This is a genomic window from Pseudodesulfovibrio sp. zrk46, assembly GCF_012516435.1.
GTDB lineage: Bacteria > Desulfobacterota > Desulfovibrionia > Desulfovibrionales > Desulfovibrionaceae > Pseudodesulfovibrio.
On record NZ_CP051216.1, the window covers coordinates 1,814,523 to 1,834,216 of the forward strand.

Sequence of the window (19,694 nt, forward strand, 5' to 3'; positions counted from 1 at the left end):
GGCGGTCAGACTGACTGGTTGCTATTGGGGATTCTCAATATCAGGAAGAATCCTGTCCATCGTGCCGTCGGCTTTCATCGAATCAATAGCCACAGAGAGCTTCCGGGCAAGTTCTTTCCCCTCTTCGGTTGGCTGACAGGCAATGTATGCGAATTGTTCGTGCAGGATTTTTGATAGATCATAATCAAAGCCGGTCAATCCCATCTTCTTGATAGCTGAGAGAGCCGTATATCCATCAGCCACCACGATATCGACTCTTCCCTCCAGAAGTTTTTTTAAGCTTCCATCAGTGGTATCAGCGTAGTCGATTTCAATGTCTTCGTTGACTGTAATGGAACGGGGGAAAGAGAACCCCCTCGTCAAACCTACACGCTTTCCTTCCAGCTCACTGATCGCCGCAGGGACCGGGTCTCCCTGCCTGACAAAGGCATGGATTTGTTTGGTGAAGATGGATGAGGTAAGTGCGCTGTCCTTGACCAAAGTCGCCAGTAAGGCGGGGATAATGGCAATAACTTCGTTGTCTTCAAAATAGCGCATGGCTCTTTTGGGGGGAGCCATAATGATCTTGTATTGAACGTCCGCTCTTTTGGTTGCTTCTTGAAGCAGTTCCATGAACGCGCCGCTTTCGCTGTCATCAACGAGTAGCGGGATGTAATAGCTTGCAATTCGATATGTCTTGGATTCTTGGTCTTTTCCTAAAGAAAGCGATGTGAAAACGAGCAAGACTACAAATAGAGAAATCGTGATTCTACGCATGGCCTGTCCTTATTAGACGCAGTTAATTACTTTGGTCTAAACATAGCACATTAGGGGGGTGATGCAATAGAGGGAACACAGGCATCATGCGAGGGCATGGTCCATCCCAAGGATGCTTTCCGTACTCGGTGCAACTCGGTGTGTCGTTGTAGAAGCAGGGCAGCTGGATGTCGCCGCTGACGGTATGGTGGTGGGCCATCAGCGATAGCCTTCAAGAGGTGCGTCTAACTGGAGACGCTCTCGATCGGGAGTGTGATGGAGAAGACGCTTCCGCTTCCCGATTTTGATTCGACCGATATATCGCCGCCATAGTGTTCGACGATTTCCTTGCAGATGGGCAGTCCCAAGCCGGTTCCCAGCCGGGGAGCGCCCAGCGTGTTGCCGCTGCGGGCAGTGTAGTATTTGTCAAAAATACTGTTGATGTCATCGGGGCCGATGCCGACGCCTTCGTCGCTGACGGAGATGGTAATGCTCTTGTCATCCGTTTTGGCGCTCAGCATGACGATGCCGTCATCTGAAAATTTGATCGCATTGCTGAGCACGTTCACAAGCACCTGCGTCATCAGGTCTGCATCGGCCGTGATGGTGGGCAGATTGGCCGGGAGATCGCACTCAATGCTCACGGCCTCCTTTTCATGAATGAGTCCCTCGACTGCGGTGAGTGAAGATTTGATGACATCCCGTAGTGAGATAGGCTTGTCATCCCATGTGGTTTGACCGGATTCAATCTTTGCCAGATCAAGCACGTTGGTGACCATCCTGGTGAGGCGGCTGCACTCATGTGAGACGATTTCCAGATTGTTGTTGATTCTGTCTATCTTCTTGGGATGTGTTTCTTGAATATTTGCGCCTGAAACTATGGAATCGAAATCCTTTTTGATGAGCTTGGTGAATCCGTAAATCGAGGTGAGCGGGGTGCGCAATTCATGGGAGACCTGAGAGAGAAAATCCGACTTCAATTGTTCGGACTTTTGCGCCATTTCCCTTTGTTCCGTCTCTCGCTTCAATTCCTCATAGAGGGCGATCAACTGCTCTTGTTTTGTTTCCAATACATCAGTGTGCTTTCGCAATTCCGCGTTGGAATCGTTCAGCATGTCCACTGATTTGTGTTGGATGAAAATGCCGATGTAAACGAAGATCGCTCCAAAGAGAAAAATGAGTCCGGTAAACAGATTGCCGATGACATCGATGTCGGCAATGAGGCAGGCGCTGACTCCCAGGTAGGCAAAAAAGAAGAATACCATGAAGACCATATGGGCACGGACGAGCACAGACGTCTTGCCAGAGAATCCGGAAGTGGATCCCTTGATAATAGTCATAAGCCGCTTGTGATTGATGATGCTCATCAGCATCACAATCGCGCCTATGAAAATTAAAAAGCATGGTAGCCAGATGCCCCAGCTCATACATTCCCCTTACGTGTGAGTATTCATTCCTAGATCGCAATGAGATTACAGGGTTGTTCGCTGCTGTCCAGTATTAAAATTGAGATTAAATGCTCATTTATTCATATGTTGTGAAATAAAACCCCAAAGAGGCCGTTTGTTATGAATGGATTTTGGCCATTTAAGACTGATTCATTTTATCAGTAATAATTGCTATGATCGGGAAAAGACCCCAAAGAGGAATAGTATGACTACTTACCTCCTTATTATTGCACTCGTCGTGATCCTGATTCTGATGGCGCTGGTTATTGCCAATCGTCAGAGAGCGGCACGGGCATTCAATAGTAAGCTCCGTCTTCTCCAAACATTAATGAATAGTATCCCCAGCCCGATCTTCTACAAGGACAAGAACGGGGTATATCAGGGATGCAACTCGGCCTTCCTGGAAATGCTCGGCCGTACAGAGGAAGAGGTTGTCGGCAAGACGGTCTATGATATTTCCCCACGCGATCTGGCCGAAGTGTATGAGAAGGCGGATAATGATCTTTTTGCCCAGGGGGGCGAGCAGCGATACGAAACCAAGGTCAAGTTTGCCGATGGTTCCCGGCATGACATCTTCTTTACCAAGGCGGTTATCCGCGATGGTGCGGGGAAGGTCGCTGGATTGCTGGGCGTTATGCTCGATATCTCGGAACGCAAGCGAGCCGAAGAGGAGCTTCGGAGTGCTCATTCATTGCTGGAGCAGAAGGTTCAGGAGCGAACCAAGGAGCTCAACGAGTCCAATATCAGGCTTGAGCAGACAGAGAAGGCGAGCAGGGCACAGAAGGAGTTCCTTGAGAAGGTCATCAACTCCATTGATTACGGCATTGTTGTCGTGAATGCCGATGACTATACCGTGAAGCATGCCAACGCTTCTGCCAGCGGGGGTGAATTCCGGGAAGGCATCCGATGCTATGAGCTGCTGCACAAGCGCCTCAGGCCATGCGCCAAGGACGATGATATTTGTCCGCTGCATTTGGTGAAGGAGTCAGGCGAACCTGCCGTCACGCAACATGAGCACATCGGCGAAGACGGGGAGATTCATTATCTTGAGACGCACACGTATCCGGTCTTTGATGAGTCCGGCAATATGCCGCAAATCATCATCAGCATTATGGATGTTTCCGAACGGAAGCGCGCCGAAATTGCCATTGTAGAGGCAAAGGAGATGGCAGAGGCCACCAGCAGCCTCATGTCCGAGTTTCTTGAGACCACATCCCATGAGTTGCGAACGCCAATGACTTCGGTTCAGGGGTTTGCCAAGCTTTCCCTCAAGTCATTCCAGAACACCTTTGTCCCTATGGTTGATAACAATCCGTCATTGGCGAGTTCGGCTGAACGCATCGAAGAAAACCTGAGTATCATTATCTCGGAATCTGACCGAATGACGGCTTTGATCAACAATCAGCTTGATCTGTCCAAGCTGCAATCCGGAACAGTGGAGTGGCATCAGTCAGCCGTGCTGCCCATGGATTTGCTGGAGAAGACGGAAAACATTACGTCGTCCCTTTTTATCCATTCCCCTGTGGAGTTCGTGGTCGAGTGCGACGAAGGGTTGCCCATGCTGATTGCCGATGGAGACAAGTTGCTTCAGGTGATGCTCAATCTGGTGTCCAATGCCGTGAAGTTCACGGAGCAGGGCACCATTGTGTGCAAGGCAGCCCTTGGACAAGGCGCAGTCGTCTTTTCCGTGAGCGACACCGGAAAGGGAATTCCGCTCGATCAGCAGGATGCGGTTTTTGACAAGTTCAAGCAGATCAAGACCAAGGAAACAGGCAAGCCCGCCGGCACAGGTTTGGGACTCGCCATCACCAAGAAGATTGTAGAACACCACGGCGGTGAAATCTGGATCGAAAGCGAGGAAGGCAAGGGAAGTACGTTTTTCTTCACCATCCCGCTTGGCATGTAGTCGAGAATCTTTTCTCTGCTTGTCTTATCCTTTCATCCTGCGGCGAATGCCCACCAGTCCGAGAATTCCGGACCCCAGCAGCCATATCGCGCCCGGCAACGGGGTGGCTGTCATTTTCATATTGATGCCTTCAAGGTTTAACCCTGAGATTTCATCTGCATACTCCATCAACATGATGTGTTCGACTTTGAATTGCGCCCACATCTCTTCTCCGCCTTCCATCCACTTCACATTTTGAAAGAGATCGAATTTGTTGGAGTCAACAAAGTAGTGTTCCCAATTGGGAACAGTAGGATAGGGGTGCATGTGGGTCTCGTATGCGCTGGTGGAGAGGGTGATCAGATTAGACGCGGTTTCGGTATTAACTCGTGCAGAATAGTCTGAAAAATATGGCGTTTTGTTGAGTTTTGTCGTGGCTACATTGTATTCCCAGTTATCGTCATCGGCTAATGTGGCCTTATAGTTCTGATCGTAATTGAGTATCGCATCCCCGCCTAAATACTCGGCATAATAGAAACCTGAAGTGTAGAACGTACTCAGGGAGGCCCGGTCTCCATCCACCTGCGTGACATATCCGGTGTTGGGGGCGTCTGCGTCTATCCGGAAAACAAAGTCAACATTGTTGCCTACTCGATACTTGCTGCTCAGGGATTCCTGATTCCAGGTGTAAGTGATGTCCCCTGAAAATTTGTAATACCCGGCATTTGCAACCGAGGCACACGTCAACATGCTCAAGACCAGCAACATGGAAAGGCTCTTTTTCATGGCTTCCTCCCGATTTGTTGTGGTCAATGATGCAAATGTGTGCCCACCGCAATTATCCTGTTGGGTTAGCTCTCAGGAGTGATTTCCCTACGAACTATTCTGTTTATGTCGGACAACGGAGTGAATATTTATCTCGGAAGAGGCATGTAAAAATCGTCGTAAATGAAATGGCCTCCCACTGAAATCTCAGTGGGAGGCCGTGTTTCTTGCAGTTGAAAAGGGTCTAACCTTGCATCCTGCGACGAATGCCTACCAGCCCGATCAATCCGGACCCGAGCAAGAGGAAAGCACCGGGAACCGGGGTGGGAGACATCTCCGAAGAGGTGACATGCAGCGTGGTCTCCCAGTTGTTTATGGCGATGCTGTTCAGTTGGGAAACATCGCCGGAAAACAAGAACGAATAGATCGTGTTCGTCAACAGATTCAGGTTGAACACATTGATGATCTTTGAACTGTTGATAATCCCGGGAAGGGCAATTGTATCTAAGGAATAAGAGTCTGTTAGCTTAGCTTCATCTTGATAGGAGATGTCGATGTTGTAGTTAGCCGAAGCACTCTGGGGAGCAGGGACCGAACCAGGAGCAAAGCCGAAAGCCGACAAAGTCATGGAAGATGACAAGGAAACCGTTACGTCTTCGATGGCATTAGGGTCACGGTCCGATATGACCCTAAACGCTCCATTGACCCTAAATTCATCCACCGCGCCTGTGGACATGCTCAGAATTGATTGTGTGCTTTGTTCGCTCCACGAGATTTGCGTTTGATATGCTGTATCTACAATCGGCTGAATGGTATAGGCGAAAGCAAAGCCGGGCATAGCAAGCATGAGCGTAACAATCGATATGATGAGTCGTTTCATGGTGTCCTCTCGGTTGGTGTTCAGGGGAATTACATTGCAAGAGGTGTTCAATGACAATGATTACGAACTGTTGGGGAGTCCCGTTTATGTGCAAAGTGCTGGGTCAGAAAAAGTCCCGTTTTTTCGGACAGAATAATTAAGCGCCAATAAAAAAAGGCCGCTCCAAACGGAGCGGCCTTTTTGTTTTCTTTGAATGTAAGGCCTGTCAGAGTGGTGCAACTGCAAGGCGACGGGGGTAATTGAAGCGGAGGCGTAGCAGCGCTACGTCGAGCATTCAATAGTTCCCGGCAACGCAGCAGGTGTGCCGCTATCGCAAGCCGGGGAGCGAGCTTACAGAACGTCCCAGGTGGCACCCTGCGGGGTATCCTTGACCTCGACCTTCATCTCAACCAGCTCGTCGCGGATGGCGTCGGACTTTTCAAAGTCCTTGTTCGCGCGGGCTTCCTTGCGGGCGTCGAGGAGCTCCTGCACTTTGGCGGGATCGATGCCGGCGCGGGAGGCGCGGTTGTCGCGGAGTTCAGTGAGGAACTCGGCGGGGACGCGCTCGAAGATGCCGAGGACAGAGCCCCAGACCTTGATGTCTTCCTTGATACGGTTGAACAGGTCGCGGCCGCCTTCGGACTTGCGCAGGTTCTTGTCTTCGCAGATACGACCGGCAAGGCGGATGGCGGAGAAGACGTGGCCCAGAGCACCGGCGGTGTTCATGTCGTCTTCCATGGCCTCGTTCCAGTGCTTCTCGATCTCGTCCAGTTCAGTGACGAGCTCTTCCGGGAACGGAGACTTCTTCCACTTGGACTTGGACAGCTCCACATCCACCTGAGCCAGTGCGGAGTACACGCGCTTGATGCCCTTTTCGGCTTCTTCGAGAGCGTCGAAGGAGAAATCGAGGGGGCTGCGGTAGTGCATGGTCAGCAGGAAGTAGCGCAGGGTTTCGGGCAGGAACTTGTCCAGAATGTCGCGGATGGTGAAGAAGTTGCCAAGAGACTTGGACATCTTCTCGGAGTTGATCTGTACGAAGCCGTTGTGCACCCAGTAGTTGGCGAACGGCTTGTCGGTCGCAGCTTCGGACTGGGCGATCTCGTTCTCGTGGTGCGGGAAGGAGAGATCCTGACCACCGCCGTGGATATCCAGCGGCAGGCTCACGTACTTCTCGGACATGGCGGAGCACTCCAGGTGCCAGCCGGGACGGCCTTCGCCCCACGGGGAGGTCCAGGACGGCTCGCCGGGCTTGGCAGCCTTCCACAGTGCGAAGTCCAGCGGGTCCTGCTTTTCTTCGCCCGGTGCGATGCGTGCGCCGGAATCCAGCTCGTCGATGTTGCGGCCGGACAGCTTGCCGTAGCCTTCAAAAGAACGGACCTTGAAATATACGTCGCCGGACGGAGTGGCGTAGGCGTGGTCCTTGTCGATGAGGTGCTGAGTCAGCTCGATCATCTCACCGATGTGCTCGGTGCACTTGGGCTCCACGTCGGGACGCAGCACAGCGAGGTTGTCCATGTCCACATAGAACTCTTTGATGAACTTCTCGGCGATGTCGCCGGCGTCTTTGCCCACCTCGTTGGCGCGCTTGATGATCTTGTCGTCGATGTCCGTGAAGTTACGGATAAAGGTGACGTCCAGACCCTTGTGACGCAGGTAACGGTAGAGCACGTCGAAGACCACACTGGAGCGAGCGTGGCCGATGTGACAGTAATCGTAGGCGGTGATGCCGCATACGTACATGTTGACCTTACCTTCGTTCACCGGGGTGAATTCCTGCTTCTGCCGTGCCAGGGTGTTGTAGAGTCTCATTAAAATGCTCCGATAGTATTAATTCGAAATTATTACCGTTTTATTGAACGCCTTGGGCCGGGGCCGCTTTCACGGTCAGGTTCATAAGGCGCATATTTTCGTACACGTCCCGCCCCATGAATAAATAGAGGTAGGGAACCGGTTCTGCCGGGGTGGCCGAAATGACGATGCTGCCGGGATCGGCCACGAAATCCTTCAGGCCGAGCAGGGCGTTTTCCGCCACTTTGTTATCGCTGTTGCCAGCCATCTGAGCCTGCTTGTTCAGCTCAGAGATCAGTTCCTCAGTGGCCTGTGCCTCGGGGATTCGCATGGTCTCTGCCGCCCGCTGCATGAAGGTGCTGAAGAACGACCTGTTCATGAAGGTAAGTTCGGCATTGGCGATGCGCAACCCGACGAGTTTTTCCATACGGAACTGGTCGAGGTCAAGGTCGGTCATGGTGCCGGACAGCTCCAGCTTGCCGATCTTTTGGTCGTCAAAGGAAAAGTTGTTCAGTGTCAGTGAGTTGGCATTGGTGTCGTAGCGGTAGTCCACATACATGTCACCATTGAGGCGCTCCAGTCCGAACATGGCGGAGCCGAGGGCCAATGCGCCACCCATCTGGGTGGGAGCGTACTGCATGCCCTTGACCTGAGCGCGGATGAAGTGCGGCACCGGATTGCGTTCGTCAAAGGCGTGGACGACGATCTCTTTGGCTGCCATCTGTTGGCCGTCGGGCAGGGTGGCGTCCACAGCGGTCAGGGTTACGGTCTGGTCGGTGATACTGACCCAGATGTCGTCGTAGGCCACTTTCAGACCATCCACTCCGGCCACGGCCTCGTTGAAGCCCTTCTCCACTTCGTGGTTCACGAACCAGACAAGGCCGCCGTAGCAGACGATAACGAACAGGACGAAGGAGAAAACAAATTTACCAAGACGGGGCATGGGTTACATCTCCCTCAGTGCCGTGACGCTGGCCACGGCCTTGATGCCTTTCTTCTCGCCGGTAAAGCCGAGCTTCTCCTCGGTGGTGGCTTTGAAGTTCACCTGATGCGGCTCCAGTCCCAGCAGGCGGCAGATGTTTTTCTTGATCTGCGCAGCATGGGGAGAGAGACGCGGCACCTGTGTAATGACGGTCAGGTCCACATGGGCGATGCGTGCTTTGGCCTTGCTTGCCATGGCAAGCACTTCCTTCAGCAGCACGCCGGAGTCCGCGCCGGAAAATTTCTTGTCGGTATCCGGGAAATGGGTGCCGATGTCGCCGCCGCCAAAGGTGCCGAGTACGGCGTCGGCCAGTGCGTGCAGCAGCACATCGCCATCCGAATGGGCGATGATGGTGGGGGCACCCTGAATGGGCACGCCGCCCAGCACGAACGGACGATCGTTTTCTCGACCGAAGCGGTGCACGTCGTATCCCCAGCCCACGCACGGAACAATGGTCTTGGTCTCGGCCAGACGTTCCAGATCTTCGGGGTTGGTGATCTTGATGTTGCCCTGTTCGCCGGGGATGACTGCCACGTCGGCCAGTCGTTCCACCATGGAGGCGTCGTCCGTAACTTCCCAGCCCTCGGCCACGGCCTTTTCATGGGCCTCGATCAGGAGCTTGGTTTCGAACGCCTGCGGAGTCTGTACGCCGCGCAGTTCGGAACGCTTCAGGGTCTCGGTGACGGTGTCGCCGTCCACGCGCTTGATGGTGTCCGTTACCTTGACGGCTGGGATCACGCCGCGTGCGCCTTCATTGATGGCGTCGATGAGGCCGGTGATCAGGCTGGCGGAAACAAAGGGGCGGGCAGAGTCGTGGACCATGACTGCCTGGCATTCGCGGGGCAGTTCCTTGAGGCCGTTGAAGACCGAGTCCTGTCGGCGTTCGCCGCCGGCACAGACGGTCCACTTGATGCCCAGATCTTCGGACTTGAAGTACTGGCGCACCTGCTTTTCCATGGCAGGGGCATCATCGGGCGGGAATACGAACACCACACCCTTGACTCCGGCTACGCGGGAGAATGTTCGGGCAGAGTGCCAGAACAGGGGGGCGGATTTGTATTCCAGATACTGCTTGCGCACGCCACCGGCGGCTTCTGCCAACCGGGTGCCGGAACCTGCGGCGAGGATGATTCCCCAACAATTGTTCAACGGACGGTCCATGGATTCCTCTATGTAGATGTAACCGGGAGGACGTCTGTCCTCCCGGTTACCAATATTCAATTGGAGTCGGCCGATAAGCCGGGTCTTGTTCCCCTTACGGGGCGACTGTCATTCATCTAGGACGACTGTTACCAGCCGCCTCAAGCAACCTACCCGGTAGCTCGGTCGGGTCGACCTACAGCGCTACCCTATTTGGTCTTGCTCCGGACGGAGTTCACCTGGCCTGCCATGTCACCATGACAGCCGGTGGGCTCTTACCCCACCCTTTCACCCTTACCGCCGGGCCGAAACCCGGAGGCGGTCTACTCTCTGTTGCACGTGACGGGAATCGCTCCCCCTGGGAGTTACCCAGCGTCCTACCCTGCGGAGCCCGGACTTTCCTCCCCGAGACAAGCTCGCGGCGACAGTCTGGCCAACTCCAAATTTTCGTGTGCCCCGGCTTGCGATAGCGGCGCATCTGCTGCGTTGGCTGAATTGAGTCTGTCCTCGGCGAATCGGGGTACGCCTGTGGGAAACTCAAATTCATCCGCCTTGCAGATGCGTCACTCTCCCAAGCCTCACGTCGGTATTACCGACGGGCTATATTTCAATCATGTTCCTCTTGCGTGAAGCGGCTCGTTTGTACTCGCCTTTCGGTCACAAAGAGGATTTTGTGAGATTACACGGACAATGTCTTCGTAATCTCCATACGCACCAGCAGCCGTACTCCTGCGCCCGCACTTAGGCTTCCAAGAGTGGTGCAGCTGCTAGGCGACAGGCACGATTCATCCGGAGGCGTAGCCCAGCTACGTCGAGTGATTGAATCGCGCCTGGCAACGACGCAGATGCGCCGCTATTGGAAGCCGCTATTCAGCTTCTTCGGCACGCACCCAGTGAATGAGGCGCTGACAGTTGGGGCAGCTGAGGATCTGCTGGCCTTTCTGCAGGTCATTGTAAATCTGGGGCGGAATCATGATGTGGCAACCATGGCAAACGCCGTTGGTCACAGGTACGATAACCGGGTTCTCCATGCGCTCACGGATGAACTCGTAGCGACCGAGGATCGGCGGCGGAACGACCTTGCAGGCCTTCTTGCGCTTGCGGTTCAGAGAATCGAGCTTCTTGTTGGCAGCGGCCAGACGCTCTTCCAAGGTGGTCTTCAGAGCTTGGTACTGCTCCTTCACACCGCTCATCTCTTCGTTGAGATCTTCGGTGGCGCCGGTCTGGCGTTCCATCTCTTCCTTGACTGCAACCTGCTCTTCTTCGCGCATGCGGTTGAGCTTTTCCAGGGAATCCATCTCACGCATCATTGCGTGGTATTCCTTGGTGTTGCCCACGAGCATCAGCTTGTTCTTGGCCTTCTTGATCTTGGAGTCGTCTTCCTCGATTTCGACGCCCAGCTTCTTCTGCTGGTCCTTGAGGATGTCCATGCGCTCGTCGATCTGAATGCGACGTTCCTTGAACTCTTCCAGCTGCTCTTCGAGGCCGACCAGCTCCTTGGGAGCCTGTTCGATCTCTTCCTGGAGAACGATGATCTCGTCATCCACCTGCTGCAGGATGATCAGCTGCTCAATCTGTTTCTCGTACATAATGGTTACCTCACTAATTTATTAACTCACGCCTTGGGCGCGGTTCCTTCCTACTGTTTGACGTGGAACTGGAACGGATCCACGCCTTGGAAAAATTTTACTTCCACACCATCCAGTTCGCCGTCCAACTCGGCAGCGAACCGACGCATCATCTCTTCTTCCAGAGAAAAGTGTCCTACATCGACCAGGCAGATGGGCGTCTCAACGGCCCCGTGGTACTTCACGTCGCCGGTCACGAGCACGTCTGCGCCTGCTTTGGCCGCCTTGCCAACCAGAGAAGAGCCGGAGCCTCCGCAGTACGCCACACGTGTGACTGTCTCGGGCTGCTTGCCGGAGAAAGAGAACACTTCGCAGCCGGTCAGCTCGGCCAGCTTGTCGGCGAAGTCTTCCCACTGCATGGGCTCGGGCAGGGTGCCTACCTCGCCAAATCCCACGTCGGAGCGCGGGCCGGTCAGGGAGCGGATGTAGAAGAGCGGGCGTTTGCCCAGTGAAAATTCAATGCCCGAGGCTATCTCGCCCCAAGCCGATTCGTCGCAGATCACGCGAACCTCGCCCGCGTTGCTCTGGGAGACAGAGTGGATACCTGCGTGGTTGGCCCATACATTGGCGGTCTCGCGCTCGATGGGCTCGTTCACATGGAACGATACTTCGATGGGCGTGGCGCTGTGCTCCACTTCCAGAAAACGGGTGTCTGTCAGACCCAGGTCCTGTCCCAGCCAGAAGGCCGGGCCGCCGGGACGGGTATCCAGAGAGGTATGTGCCGAGTAGAGAACTGCGCCTGCGTTCATGACGCTGCGGACCACTTCCCAGTACATCCCGGTGCTGTCGAGTGGCTTGGGCTTCATGTAGAGCGGGTGGTGGGTCAGGATTGCGCCTGCGCCCCAATCGAGGCATTTATCCACCATCTCAGGGGTCGGTTCCAGGCAGACGGCAACCTTGTCCGTCTCCTCCAGAGCCGCTGCGATCTGTACGCCGCAGTTGTCCCAGGATGACTGATTCTCTTCAGGAGCCAATTTCCTGAAAAATGGCAAAATATCCTTAATTTTCATACGTTTACTCTACTTCACCTGAAAGAGAATGCTCCCGTACGGTGAACCCGGCGGGAGCATTGTATTCCTCATCTATATCCCAGCCATTTTTGGCCTTCGCGGGATACTTCAGGATATATGCGTTGAACAGCGTTCCTGTATCGTATGGTATCAATAACATCTCCCGTCACGGGGAAAAATGGTAGGCCAGGCAGGATTCGAACCTACGACCGACCGGTTATGAGCCGGTGGCTCTGCCAACTGAGCTACTGGCCCAAGTTACGAGCTCGACACTGTAGACGTGCTTAGTGCGCTTTGTCAAGTGCTTCGGCTTGCGATAGTGGGCCATCTGCGCATTTTTCGTGCACCGCCCGGTCCTCACCGCAGCTGGGCTACGCCTCCGGCCGGTCGGCACCCGAGAAAATGCACAGCTGCCCCACTCTCACAAGCCTCACGGCGTGGGGGAAAGAGGGGGGGGCTTCGTTTGGGGGAGCGGTGAAGGGCGCTTCGCTGCTTCACCTTTTGGGGGAACTATTTGGTGATGAGGTAGGCGAGGATTAGGACGAAGATGATCCAGAAGAGGGTGCGGAAGATGGAGCCGAGGAGGTTGTTGATGCTTTTGAAGGCGAGTGAGGTGATGGATTGGGGTTCATAAGTAATCTCGATGCGAACGTCTTCGTCATCGGGAATGGAGATGCGTTTCTCCTCACCGTCTCTGAGGGTGATATGGATGTGGTTGGGATCGGTGGACATGATCCCATGGTAGTTCAAGAGCGGGGTTGTATCAACCGTGGGCTAGTTTGGGGTGACGTCTTTGACGTCGATCTCGGTGCGCACGGCGTCGAGGAACTGTTTGATCTCGCGACGCTGGTGGGGAGAGTAGCGAAGCTGGAGCAGGCCGGTGAACTTATTGGTGACCGTGAAGATGCCGATGTTGTCGTATCCTTCGAGCAGGAAACGGAACAGGGCAATCTTTGAGGGATTGATCTGGATGTAGATGCGCTCGGACGTGACGGGCGGTGGCGGGCAGATGCGTTTGCGCGGACGTCGGCGGGATGATTTCTTGGCCTTGCTCATGGGGTGGCTCCTAACTGGTGCTGTCGGAAATGGCAATGGGCAACTTTGTTTGCGTTTTGGTTGTTTTGAGATATAATTGGTCGCAAGCGTCGAATTTTCGTGTTGTTTTGGCTGTATATGATGGCGCTTTGCTTCAAAGGAGGCGGTTATGTCCCATATTGCGCAGGATTCACTGGTTACGATATATTTTACCTTCACATGGTCAAGCACCCATGCCCGCCATGTGGAGCACTATCTGGCCAAGGACGTCAATTTCACCAGAGATATTTTACCGTTGGGCGTGAAGAGCCGAATGATCGGCTTGAAAGTAGGCGATTCCGTAGATCTGGTCATGGACAAGTCTGAAGTGCCCGAGTTCAAGCCGGGCAAGGTGCTGGATATGCCCAGAGCCCGGTTTCAGGCCGAGGTCGACGGCAAGGCCATCAGGCCGAGGATCGGGCGTTACTATCCCAAGCACTTTATCGAGCAGGTACCGGGTACCCGTCCGGATTCCGATACGCCGTTCCGCATCGCCGATTGCGACGTGGCCGGGTTCAAGGCTGACCTCAATCATCCCATGGCTGGTCGCGAAGTGACCATTCATGCCACGGTAATGGAAATCAAGCCGCCGGCAACCGAGGCGGGCAGCCTCAAGCGCTGGCCCGATATCTTCTTCAGTGGGCCGGGAATGCAGGCGCGCTTGCCGGAGACGCCTACCGATTATCTGGGCGACAGCCCGTTCCAGCGTAATGACGAGACCGGCGACGCCGAATTCTATGGCAAGCCTCGCATGGTCTATCATCTCGATAAGCAGGCTGTATCCAACGTGGAAGGTGTGTACGGCGAGGTGTTAAAGGACGGCATGGCCGTGCTTGACCTCATGGCCGGGCATGTTTCTCATATCCCGGGCGATATCAAGCCTGCTTCCGTAGTGGGGCTCGGCATGAACATGGAAGAACTGGAGGCGAACCCCGTCCTGACGGAGCGGGTGGTACGCAACCTCAATGACGACCCCCTCTTGCCGTTTGAAGATGAGAGCTTTGATGCCGTGATCTGCACAGTGAGTGTGGAATATCTGACCAAGCCGTTTGAAATCTTTGCCGAAGCGGCGCGGGTGTTGAGGCGCGGCGGCGTGTTCGCCCTGACCTTCTCCAACCGCTGGTTCGAGGCCAAGGTCATCCGTGTATGGCGGAATCTGCACGAGTTCGAGCGTGTGGGGCTGGTCAGCCAGTACTTTGTGCGTACCGAGAAGTTCGAAGACCTGACCACTTGGTCAGAGCGCGGCTGGCCCCGTCCGGATGATTCCGAAGACCGGTATGCCAAGGAGTTGTCCGAGAGCGACCCCGTGTATGCCGTGTGGGGTCGGAAGAAGTAATTTGCTCCTTAAAATATTGAAAGAAAAAGCCCCGTGCAGTGATGCGCGGGGCTTTCTGTTTGCTTATGTCAGCTTTGCCTTGGAGAGAATCGCGATGAGCCGTGCGAGCATCTCCTTGTCAAAGCATCCGCGTCGGTTCTTGATGCGGGTGAGTGCCTCGAATGGCGTGAGCTTCTTGCGACCGTGCAGGCCACGAGTGAGGTTGTCGTATTCGTTGCACAGGGAAAGCACCTTGACGTAGGAGGGCAACATGTCTCCTTGTGCGCCGGAGGGATAGCCTGTGCCGTCATTGCATTCGTGGTGGAACAGGATGCACTGCAGGGTTTCCTGCGGCAGGGGGAGGGATGAACATACGCCCACACCCAGTGCCGGGTGGGAACGGATAAGGCCTTGCTCATCCATGGAAAGGGAGTCCCCGCGGCGGGAGAAAAGGTGGTCCGGCAGTTCCAGCTTACCGATGTCGTGGAGCAGGGCGCCCATCCCCACTGCCACCATGAGGTCGGAGTCGTCCTTCACATAGGAGGACAGCACGCTGATGGTCATGACCATGACGCCGATACCGTGGCGATACAGTTCACTGCCATCGGCAATGAAGCGGGCCAGCTCGCGCAGGGAGTCTTCGCGGGCGAGGAACCGCAGACTGGAATTGATCAGCTTGCGGATGCGGATGAACTGCCGCTTGTCCATGGTGGCGGGCAGCTTCTTGTCAAAGGCGTCCTTGGCCAGAGAAACCGTGGCGTCATTCCATGCACGGGCGCGCTCGCGGACCGGGATGATCTCGTCATCCAGCAGCTCCAGCAGGTTGTCGTGCAGGTAGGTGTTGTAAAAAGCGTAGTCTTCGGCCTTGATATAGACGTGCTTGACGTCCAGCTTGGTGAGGCGTTCGCGGTGTTCGTCGGTAAAGAGTACGCCGCGCTCGGCATAGAGCACGAATTCCTCGCCCTGTTTGAGATACAGGGCGAAGCCGCCCACGCGGGACGGGATGACCATATACGGCGAGACTGGAAACAGTCCGCTGGATTTCTTCTTCATTGTGTTGTTGCCGTTTTCGGCTGGCGCTGTGTTGCCCATGACTCCCTCCCGGGTGTCGTAGCCATGTCGGAAACAAGCCGTTGACCGGAAACCGCGCGCTACGGTCCCGTTCAGTATACTCGGTAGCCCGGCTTTCTTGATGGTTAAGACCCGTGGCTTTCCGTCCCCGCCTCACGACGGGTTTGGCTTTGTCTTCATCTATCCTTATACGCGCCCTGCGTCCGACTGTAAACGACCGCCGCGTACACCGTTATTGTCGGTTTAACCGGGGTTGGGCTTTAGTGGGAATCAGTCGAGACTGAATAGTTGTCGTACTGACACGTCAGGCGTGAATGCCGCCTCGTTCTTGAAGTTATTTGATACGAAACAGGGGGTTGCGTCAACTGTGGTTGCGCATGACAGCTTTTTGCCGGTAGCCTACCGGCGGCGGGGACCACCTCACGAGCTGCAGCCGAGGTAGTCCTTCAGCTCTTCGGCGATGATCTTTTCGAAGTTCTCGAAGCAGCACTGTCCCGAAGGGTTGTTGGTGGCACAGGAACACTTCATCTCGCCGTAATAGTGGTTGATGATCTCCTCGATGGTACGCAATCCCTTCTTGGCGATGGCGTCGCTGATCATCTGGCGGGTGATCTCGTGACAGTAGCAGACGTAGACCGGGTCGGCGTCTTCCTTGGTCCAGATCTGGGTCATGGTCTGGCTTGTCTTGAAATGATGGGTGCCATCCTGTGCATACCACGACACCATGCAGTCAGGTGTCAGGCAGAGGCCGTAAATCTTGTCCTTCACCTCGTCGCGGTAGGAGTCGAACAGCAGATAACGCACGGTGCCTGCCCGTACGCGCATGCCTTTCTGTCCGCAGTGGGGGCATTCGGTTTCGATGGTTTTGGGCGGACCGCCACAACCACAGGTTTCACTCTTGGTGTTCATGGGCAGGTCCATCATGGGCTTGGTCATATATCGCTCCTGGCGGTGAAATTCATTTTAATTTCCACTACCGAAGTAGGATAAGTTCGCCATAAACGAATGTCCATAGCCGGAATCCGTTGGTGTCAAAAAGGTGCAAGTGCAAGGCGTGGCGGAAACGACAAGGCCGACGCGTATTAAATATACGCGAGGGTTTGTCGTTTCCGTTACAACGAAGCAATTGTGCTTTTTTCACACCAATGGTGTCTTGCCTTCTTAATAAGAATGGTTACTCTCCCGGAATGACCAAATCCGAAGACAAGAAATCTATTCATATAGAAGGTGCCCGTCACCATAATCTGAAAGACCTGACCCTTGATATCCCCCGCGACGAGCTCGTTGTGGTGTGTGGTCCCTCGGGGTCGGGCAAGTCCACCCTCGCGTTCGACATCGTCTACGCCGAGGGGCAGCGTCGTTACGTGGAATCCCTTTCCGCCTACGCCCGCCAGTTTCTTCCACAGATGGACAAGCCGGACGTGGACAAGGTGGAGGGCCTTTCTCCGGCCATCTCGCTGGAGCAGCAGACCGCCTCGCGCAACCCGCGTTCCACCGTGGGTACCGTGACCGAGGTCTACGACTTTCTGCGCGTGTTCTTTGCCCGCCTCGGCAAGTTCTACTGCCCCGAGTGCGGCAAGCCTATCGAAGCCCAGACCACGGACGAGATCGTCAACACCGTCCTCGAGATGGAGCAGGGCACCAAGTTCATGCTGCTCGCCCCGCTGGTGGAGAACCAGAAGGGCACGCACAAGGACCTGTTCGCCAAGCTCAAGAAGGACGGCTTCGTGCGTGTGCGCATCAACGGCAAAATGTACACGCTGGACGATGTGCCGGAGCTGGAGAAGAATACCAAGAAGACCATCGATCTGGTGGTGGACCGACTGGTCATCAAGGACGGCATCAAGAAGCGTCTGGCCGACTCGGTCGAGCTGGCGCTGGAACACGGCGACGAGCGCATGATCGTGTCCGTGGTGGGCGGCGACAACGCAGGCGACACCTTTATGTCGACCCTCTCCACCTGTCCGGCCTGCAAGATTTCCATGCCGCGCCTCACGCCGCAGCTTTTCTCCTTCAACTCGCCGCAGGGCGCGTGTCAGACCTGTAACGGCATCGGCTCCGTGGAATATTTCGAGCCGGACCTCATCTCGCCCAACAAGGGCCTCTCCCTGAACGACGGTGGCGTGATCCCGTGGAAGTCCGCCTATCGGCAGGAGCAGTATGGCCCCAAGCTCAAGGCGCTCTGCAAACTGCACGGCGTGACGTTGGATACCCCGCTGGGCGATTTTTCGGCTGAGGCGTGGGATGATCTGTTCTTCGGTAACCCCAAGGTCAACTGGCAGGGCGTAGTCCCGATTCTGGAGTACGGGCAGCAGATGTCCGGCGTGTGGGATCACTGGACCGCCCGGTTCCAGCAGTCCCGCCCTTGTCCGGACTGCCACGGCGCACGTCTGCGTCCCGAGGCTCTGGCCGTGCGCGTGGGCGACGTCAATATGTTCGAGTTCGCCTGCATGTCCATCCAGCGAGCTTTGGAATGGCTCAACAGTCTGGAATTTACCGGGCAGGACAACCTCATTGCCGAGCCGCTCCTCAAGGAGCTGACCCATAAGCTCGGCTTCATGGTCAATGTTGGCCTCGAATATCTTTCCCTCGGCCGTAACATGGGCACCCTGTCCGGTGGTGAGGCCCAGCGCATTCGTCTCGCATCCCAGCTCGGTTCAGGGCTGGTGGGTGTGACTTACGTGCTGGATGAACCGTCCATCGGCCTGCATCCCCGTGACAACCAGCGGCTCATCGATACCCTCCGTTCACTCCAGCGACGCGGCAACACCGTGTTGGTGGTAGAGCATGACGAGCCTACCATCCTTGAGGCAGACCATGTCATCGAGATCGGTCCTTCCTCGGGCTGGCTCGGCGGCGAGATCGTGTTTCAGGGGCCGGTGGACAAGCTGCTCAAGGCAGATACCCTGACCGGTAAGTATTTGCGCGGCGACCTGTGCGTGGAACCGCCTGAGGAGCGTCGCAAGCCCACGGATCATGTGGTCATCAAGAACGTGGAGACCAATAACCTCAAGAATCTCGACGTGGATATTCCGCTGGGTGTCATGACCTGTGTCACCGGCGTGTCCGGTTCGGGCAAGTCCTCGCTGGTCATGGATTCGTTGTACAAGCATCTCCAGTTGCATCAGGGCAACAAGGCCAACAACCCCGGCAAGATCGGCGGCATCGAGGGGCTCGACAAGATCGAGAAGGTCATCTCCATCGACCAGACACCCATCGGCCGTACGCCGAGGTCCAATCCGGCCACCTACACCAAGATCTTTGACGAGATCCGCAAGATTTTTGCGGGCTCCAAGGAAGCGCGCACCCGTGGCTACCAGCCGGGCCGCTTCTCTTTCAACGTCAAGGGCGGTCGCTGCGAAGCGTGCAAGGGCGACGGCCAGATTCGCGTGGAAATGCACTTTCTGCCCGATGTCTACGTTACCTGTGAAACCTGTAAGGGCAAGCGCTACAACGCCCAGACCCTTGAGGTGGAATACAAGGGCAAGAACATCGCGGACGTGCTGAACATGACCGTGCGTCAGGCGCGCGAGTTCTTCGCCAACCATCCGCCCCTCATGCGCCGTCTGGACGTCCTCGCGCAGGTCGGTCTGGAGTACATTCGCCTTGGTCAGGCAGCCACAACGCTGTCCGGCGGCGAGGCCCAGCGCATCAAAATATCCCGCGAGCTGGGCAAGCGAAACCTGCCCGGTGCGCTCTATATTCTCGACGAGCCCACCACCGGCCTGCATATGCACGAGGTCGGCAAGCTGATCCGCGTGCTGCATCAGTTGGTGGAAAAAGGGGCCACTGTCATCGTCATCGAACACAATACCGACGTCATTATGGCCTCCGACCATGTCATCGACCTCGGTCCGGGCGGTGGCGAACATGGCGGCCAGATCGTGGCGGCCGGAACTCCTGAGGAGATAATCGCCAATCCGGATTCGGCCACGGGGCAGTTCCTGAAATAGAATACCGTCATACAATGCAGAAAGGCCGTTCCGTCCGGGGC

17 protein-coding genes, 1 tRNA gene, 1 other RNA gene and 1 riboswitch are annotated in these 19,694 nt (G+C 55.5%); of the genes, 3 read left to right on the forward strand and 16 right to left on the reverse strand.

Annotated features, from left to right (window positions below):
- Positions 1-21 precede the first annotated feature (21 nt).
- Positions 22-756: a transporter substrate-binding domain-containing protein gene (locus HFN16_RS08250; protein ID WP_168890305.1), complete on the reverse strand. Its 735-nt coding sequence runs from the start codon at positions 754-756 to the stop codon at positions 22-24.
- Between the two features lie 224 nt (positions 757-980).
- A complete protein-coding gene (locus tag HFN16_RS08255; RefSeq protein WP_168890306.1) occupies positions 981-2,102 on the reverse strand; it encodes a HAMP domain-containing sensor histidine kinase in 1,122 nt (373 codons plus the stop codon).
- 286 nt (positions 2,103-2,388) lie between these two features.
- Here HFN16_RS08255 and HFN16_RS08260 point away from each other — a divergent pair, with 286 nt between their 5' ends.
- Complete coding sequence (locus HFN16_RS08260) at positions 2,389-4,089, forward strand: PAS domain-containing sensor histidine kinase (RefSeq protein ID WP_168890307.1); 1,701 nt, start codon at positions 2,389-2,391, stop codon at positions 4,087-4,089.
- 24 nt (positions 4,090-4,113) lie between these two features.
- On the opposite strand, the gene HFN16_RS08265 is transcribed toward HFN16_RS08260, so the two are convergent.
- From HFN16_RS08265 to HFN16_RS08320, 12 genes are all read right to left on the reverse strand, one after another.
- Positions 4,114-4,854 carry a VPLPA-CTERM sorting domain-containing protein gene (locus HFN16_RS08265; RefSeq protein ID WP_168890308.1) on the reverse strand — a complete coding sequence of 247 codons (741 nt, stop codon included), beginning with the start codon at positions 4,852-4,854 and terminating at the stop codon, positions 4,114-4,116.
- 223 nt (positions 4,855-5,077) lie between these two features.
- Entirely contained in the window at positions 5,078-5,713 is a 636-nt protein-coding gene (locus HFN16_RS08270; RefSeq protein WP_168890309.1) for a hypothetical protein, read from the reverse strand.
- Between the two features lie 330 nt (positions 5,714-6,043).
- A complete protein-coding gene (gene cysS / locus HFN16_RS08275; RefSeq protein WP_168890310.1) occupies positions 6,044-7,501 on the reverse strand; it encodes a cysteine--tRNA ligase in 1,458 nt (485 codons plus the stop codon).
- Positions 7,502-7,541: 40 nt separating this feature from the next.
- The gene (locus HFN16_RS08280) at positions 7,542-8,423 is read right to left on the reverse strand and encodes a hypothetical protein (protein WP_168890311.1); all 882 of its coding nucleotides are present in this window, start codon (positions 8,421-8,423) and stop codon (positions 7,542-7,544) included.
- A 3-nt stretch (positions 8,424-8,426) separates the two neighbouring features.
- Positions 8,427-9,623: a 2-C-methyl-D-erythritol 4-phosphate cytidylyltransferase gene (gene ispD / locus HFN16_RS08285; RefSeq protein WP_168890312.1), complete on the reverse strand. Its 1,197-nt coding sequence runs from the start codon at positions 9,621-9,623 to the stop codon at positions 8,427-8,429.
- A 58-nt stretch (positions 9,624-9,681) separates the two neighbouring features.
- Positions 9,682-10,043, reverse strand: an RNA gene (rnpB, locus tag HFN16_RS08290) — RNase P RNA component class A.
- A 425-nt stretch (positions 10,044-10,468) separates the two neighbouring features.
- Positions 10,469-11,191, reverse strand: coding sequence for a C4-type zinc ribbon domain-containing protein (locus HFN16_RS08295; RefSeq protein ID WP_168890313.1), 723 nt, complete (start codon positions 11,189-11,191; stop codon positions 10,469-10,471).
- Positions 11,192-11,241: 50 nt separating this feature from the next.
- Positions 11,242-12,240, reverse strand: coding sequence for a Nif3-like dinuclear metal center hexameric protein (locus HFN16_RS08300; protein ID WP_168890314.1), 999 nt, complete (start codon positions 12,238-12,240; stop codon positions 11,242-11,244).
- Positions 12,241-12,244: 4 nt separating this feature from the next.
- Positions 12,245-12,394 (reverse strand): hypothetical protein, encoded by a 150-nt coding sequence (locus tag HFN16_RS08305; protein WP_168890315.1) that lies wholly within the window; start codon positions 12,392-12,394, stop codon positions 12,245-12,247.
- 25 nt (positions 12,395-12,419) lie between these two features.
- Positions 12,420-12,495, reverse strand: a tRNA-Ile gene (locus tag HFN16_RS08310).
- A 255-nt stretch (positions 12,496-12,750) separates the two neighbouring features.
- Positions 12,751-12,972 carry a hypothetical protein gene (locus HFN16_RS08315; RefSeq protein WP_168890316.1) on the reverse strand — a complete coding sequence of 74 codons (222 nt, stop codon included), beginning with the start codon at positions 12,970-12,972 and terminating at the stop codon, positions 12,751-12,753.
- Positions 12,973-13,014: 42 nt separating this feature from the next.
- Positions 13,015-13,296, reverse strand: a complete 282-nt coding sequence (locus HFN16_RS08320; protein ID WP_168890317.1) for a DUF4911 domain-containing protein — start codon at positions 13,294-13,296, stop codon at positions 13,015-13,017.
- 148 nt (positions 13,297-13,444) lie between these two features.
- Between HFN16_RS08320 and HFN16_RS08325 the strand changes: the two genes are divergently transcribed.
- Entirely contained in the window at positions 13,445-14,650 is a 1,206-nt protein-coding gene (locus tag HFN16_RS08325; protein WP_168890318.1) for a methyltransferase domain-containing protein, read from the forward strand.
- A gap of 63 nt (positions 14,651-14,713) precedes the next feature.
- On the opposite strand, the gene HFN16_RS08330 is transcribed toward HFN16_RS08325, so the two are convergent.
- Positions 14,714-15,721 (reverse strand): HD domain-containing phosphohydrolase, encoded by a 1,008-nt coding sequence (locus HFN16_RS08330; RefSeq protein WP_168890319.1) that lies wholly within the window; start codon positions 15,719-15,721, stop codon positions 14,714-14,716.
- A 79-nt stretch (positions 15,722-15,800) separates the two neighbouring features.
- Positions 15,801-15,879, reverse strand: a riboswitch (cyclic di-GMP riboswitch).
- A 241-nt stretch (positions 15,880-16,120) separates the two neighbouring features.
- Positions 16,121-16,636 carry a (2Fe-2S)-binding protein gene (locus HFN16_RS08335; RefSeq protein WP_168890320.1) on the reverse strand — a complete coding sequence of 172 codons (516 nt, stop codon included), beginning with the start codon at positions 16,634-16,636 and terminating at the stop codon, positions 16,121-16,123.
- A gap of 251 nt (positions 16,637-16,887) precedes the next feature.
- On the opposite strand from HFN16_RS08335, the gene uvrA reads away from it, so the two are divergent.
- Entirely contained in the window at positions 16,888-19,653 is a 2,766-nt protein-coding gene (gene uvrA, locus HFN16_RS08340; RefSeq protein WP_168890321.1) for an excinuclease ABC subunit UvrA, read from the forward strand.
- The last annotated feature ends 41 nt before the right edge of the window (positions 19,654-19,694 follow it).

Coding starts and splice junctions, on each gene's coding strand:
- HFN16_RS08250 (WP_168890305.1), bottom strand. CDS start 756: ATGCGTAGAATCACGATTTCTCTATTTGTAGTCTTGCTCGTTTTCACA.
- HFN16_RS08255 (WP_168890306.1), bottom strand. CDS start 2,102: ATGAGCATCATCAATCACAAGCGGCTTATGACTATTATCAAGGGATCC.
- HFN16_RS08260 (WP_168890307.1), top strand. CDS start 2,389: ATGACTACTTACCTCCTTATTATTGCACTCGTCGTGATCCTGATTCTG.
- HFN16_RS08265 (WP_168890308.1), bottom strand. CDS start 4,854: ATGAAAAAGAGCCTTTCCATGTTGCTGGTCTTGAGCATGTTGACGTGT.
- HFN16_RS08270 (WP_168890309.1), bottom strand. CDS start 5,713: ATGAAACGACTCATCATATCGATTGTTACGCTCATGCTTGCTATGCCC.
- cysS (WP_168890310.1), bottom strand. CDS start 7,501: ATGAGACTCTACAACACCCTGGCACGGCAGAAGCAGGAATTCACCCCG.
- HFN16_RS08280 (WP_168890311.1), bottom strand. CDS start 8,423: ATGCCCCGTCTTGGTAAATTTGTTTTCTCCTTCGTCCTGTTCGTTATC.
- ispD (WP_168890312.1), bottom strand. CDS start 9,623: ATGGACCGTCCGTTGAACAATTGTTGGGGAATCATCCTCGCCGCAGGT.
- HFN16_RS08295 (WP_168890313.1), bottom strand. CDS start 11,191: ATGTACGAGAAACAGATTGAGCAGCTGATCATCCTGCAGCAGGTGGAT.
- HFN16_RS08300 (WP_168890314.1), bottom strand. CDS start 12,240: ATGAAAATTAAGGATATTTTGCCATTTTTCAGGAAATTGGCTCCTGAA.
- HFN16_RS08315 (WP_168890316.1), bottom strand. CDS start 12,972: ATGTCCACCGATCCCAACCACATCCATATCACCCTCAGAGACGGTGAG.
- HFN16_RS08320 (WP_168890317.1), bottom strand. CDS start 13,296: ATGAGCAAGGCCAAGAAATCATCCCGCCGACGTCCGCGCAAACGCATC.
- HFN16_RS08325 (WP_168890318.1), top strand. CDS start 13,445: ATGTCCCATATTGCGCAGGATTCACTGGTTACGATATATTTTACCTTC.
- HFN16_RS08330 (WP_168890319.1), bottom strand. CDS start 15,721: ATGGGCAACACAGCGCCAGCCGAAAACGGCAACAACACAATGAAGAAG.
- HFN16_RS08335 (WP_168890320.1), bottom strand. CDS start 16,636: ATGACCAAGCCCATGATGGACCTGCCCATGAACACCAAGAGTGAAACC.
- uvrA (WP_168890321.1), top strand. CDS start 16,888: ATGACCAAATCCGAAGACAAGAAATCTATTCATATAGAAGGTGCCCGT.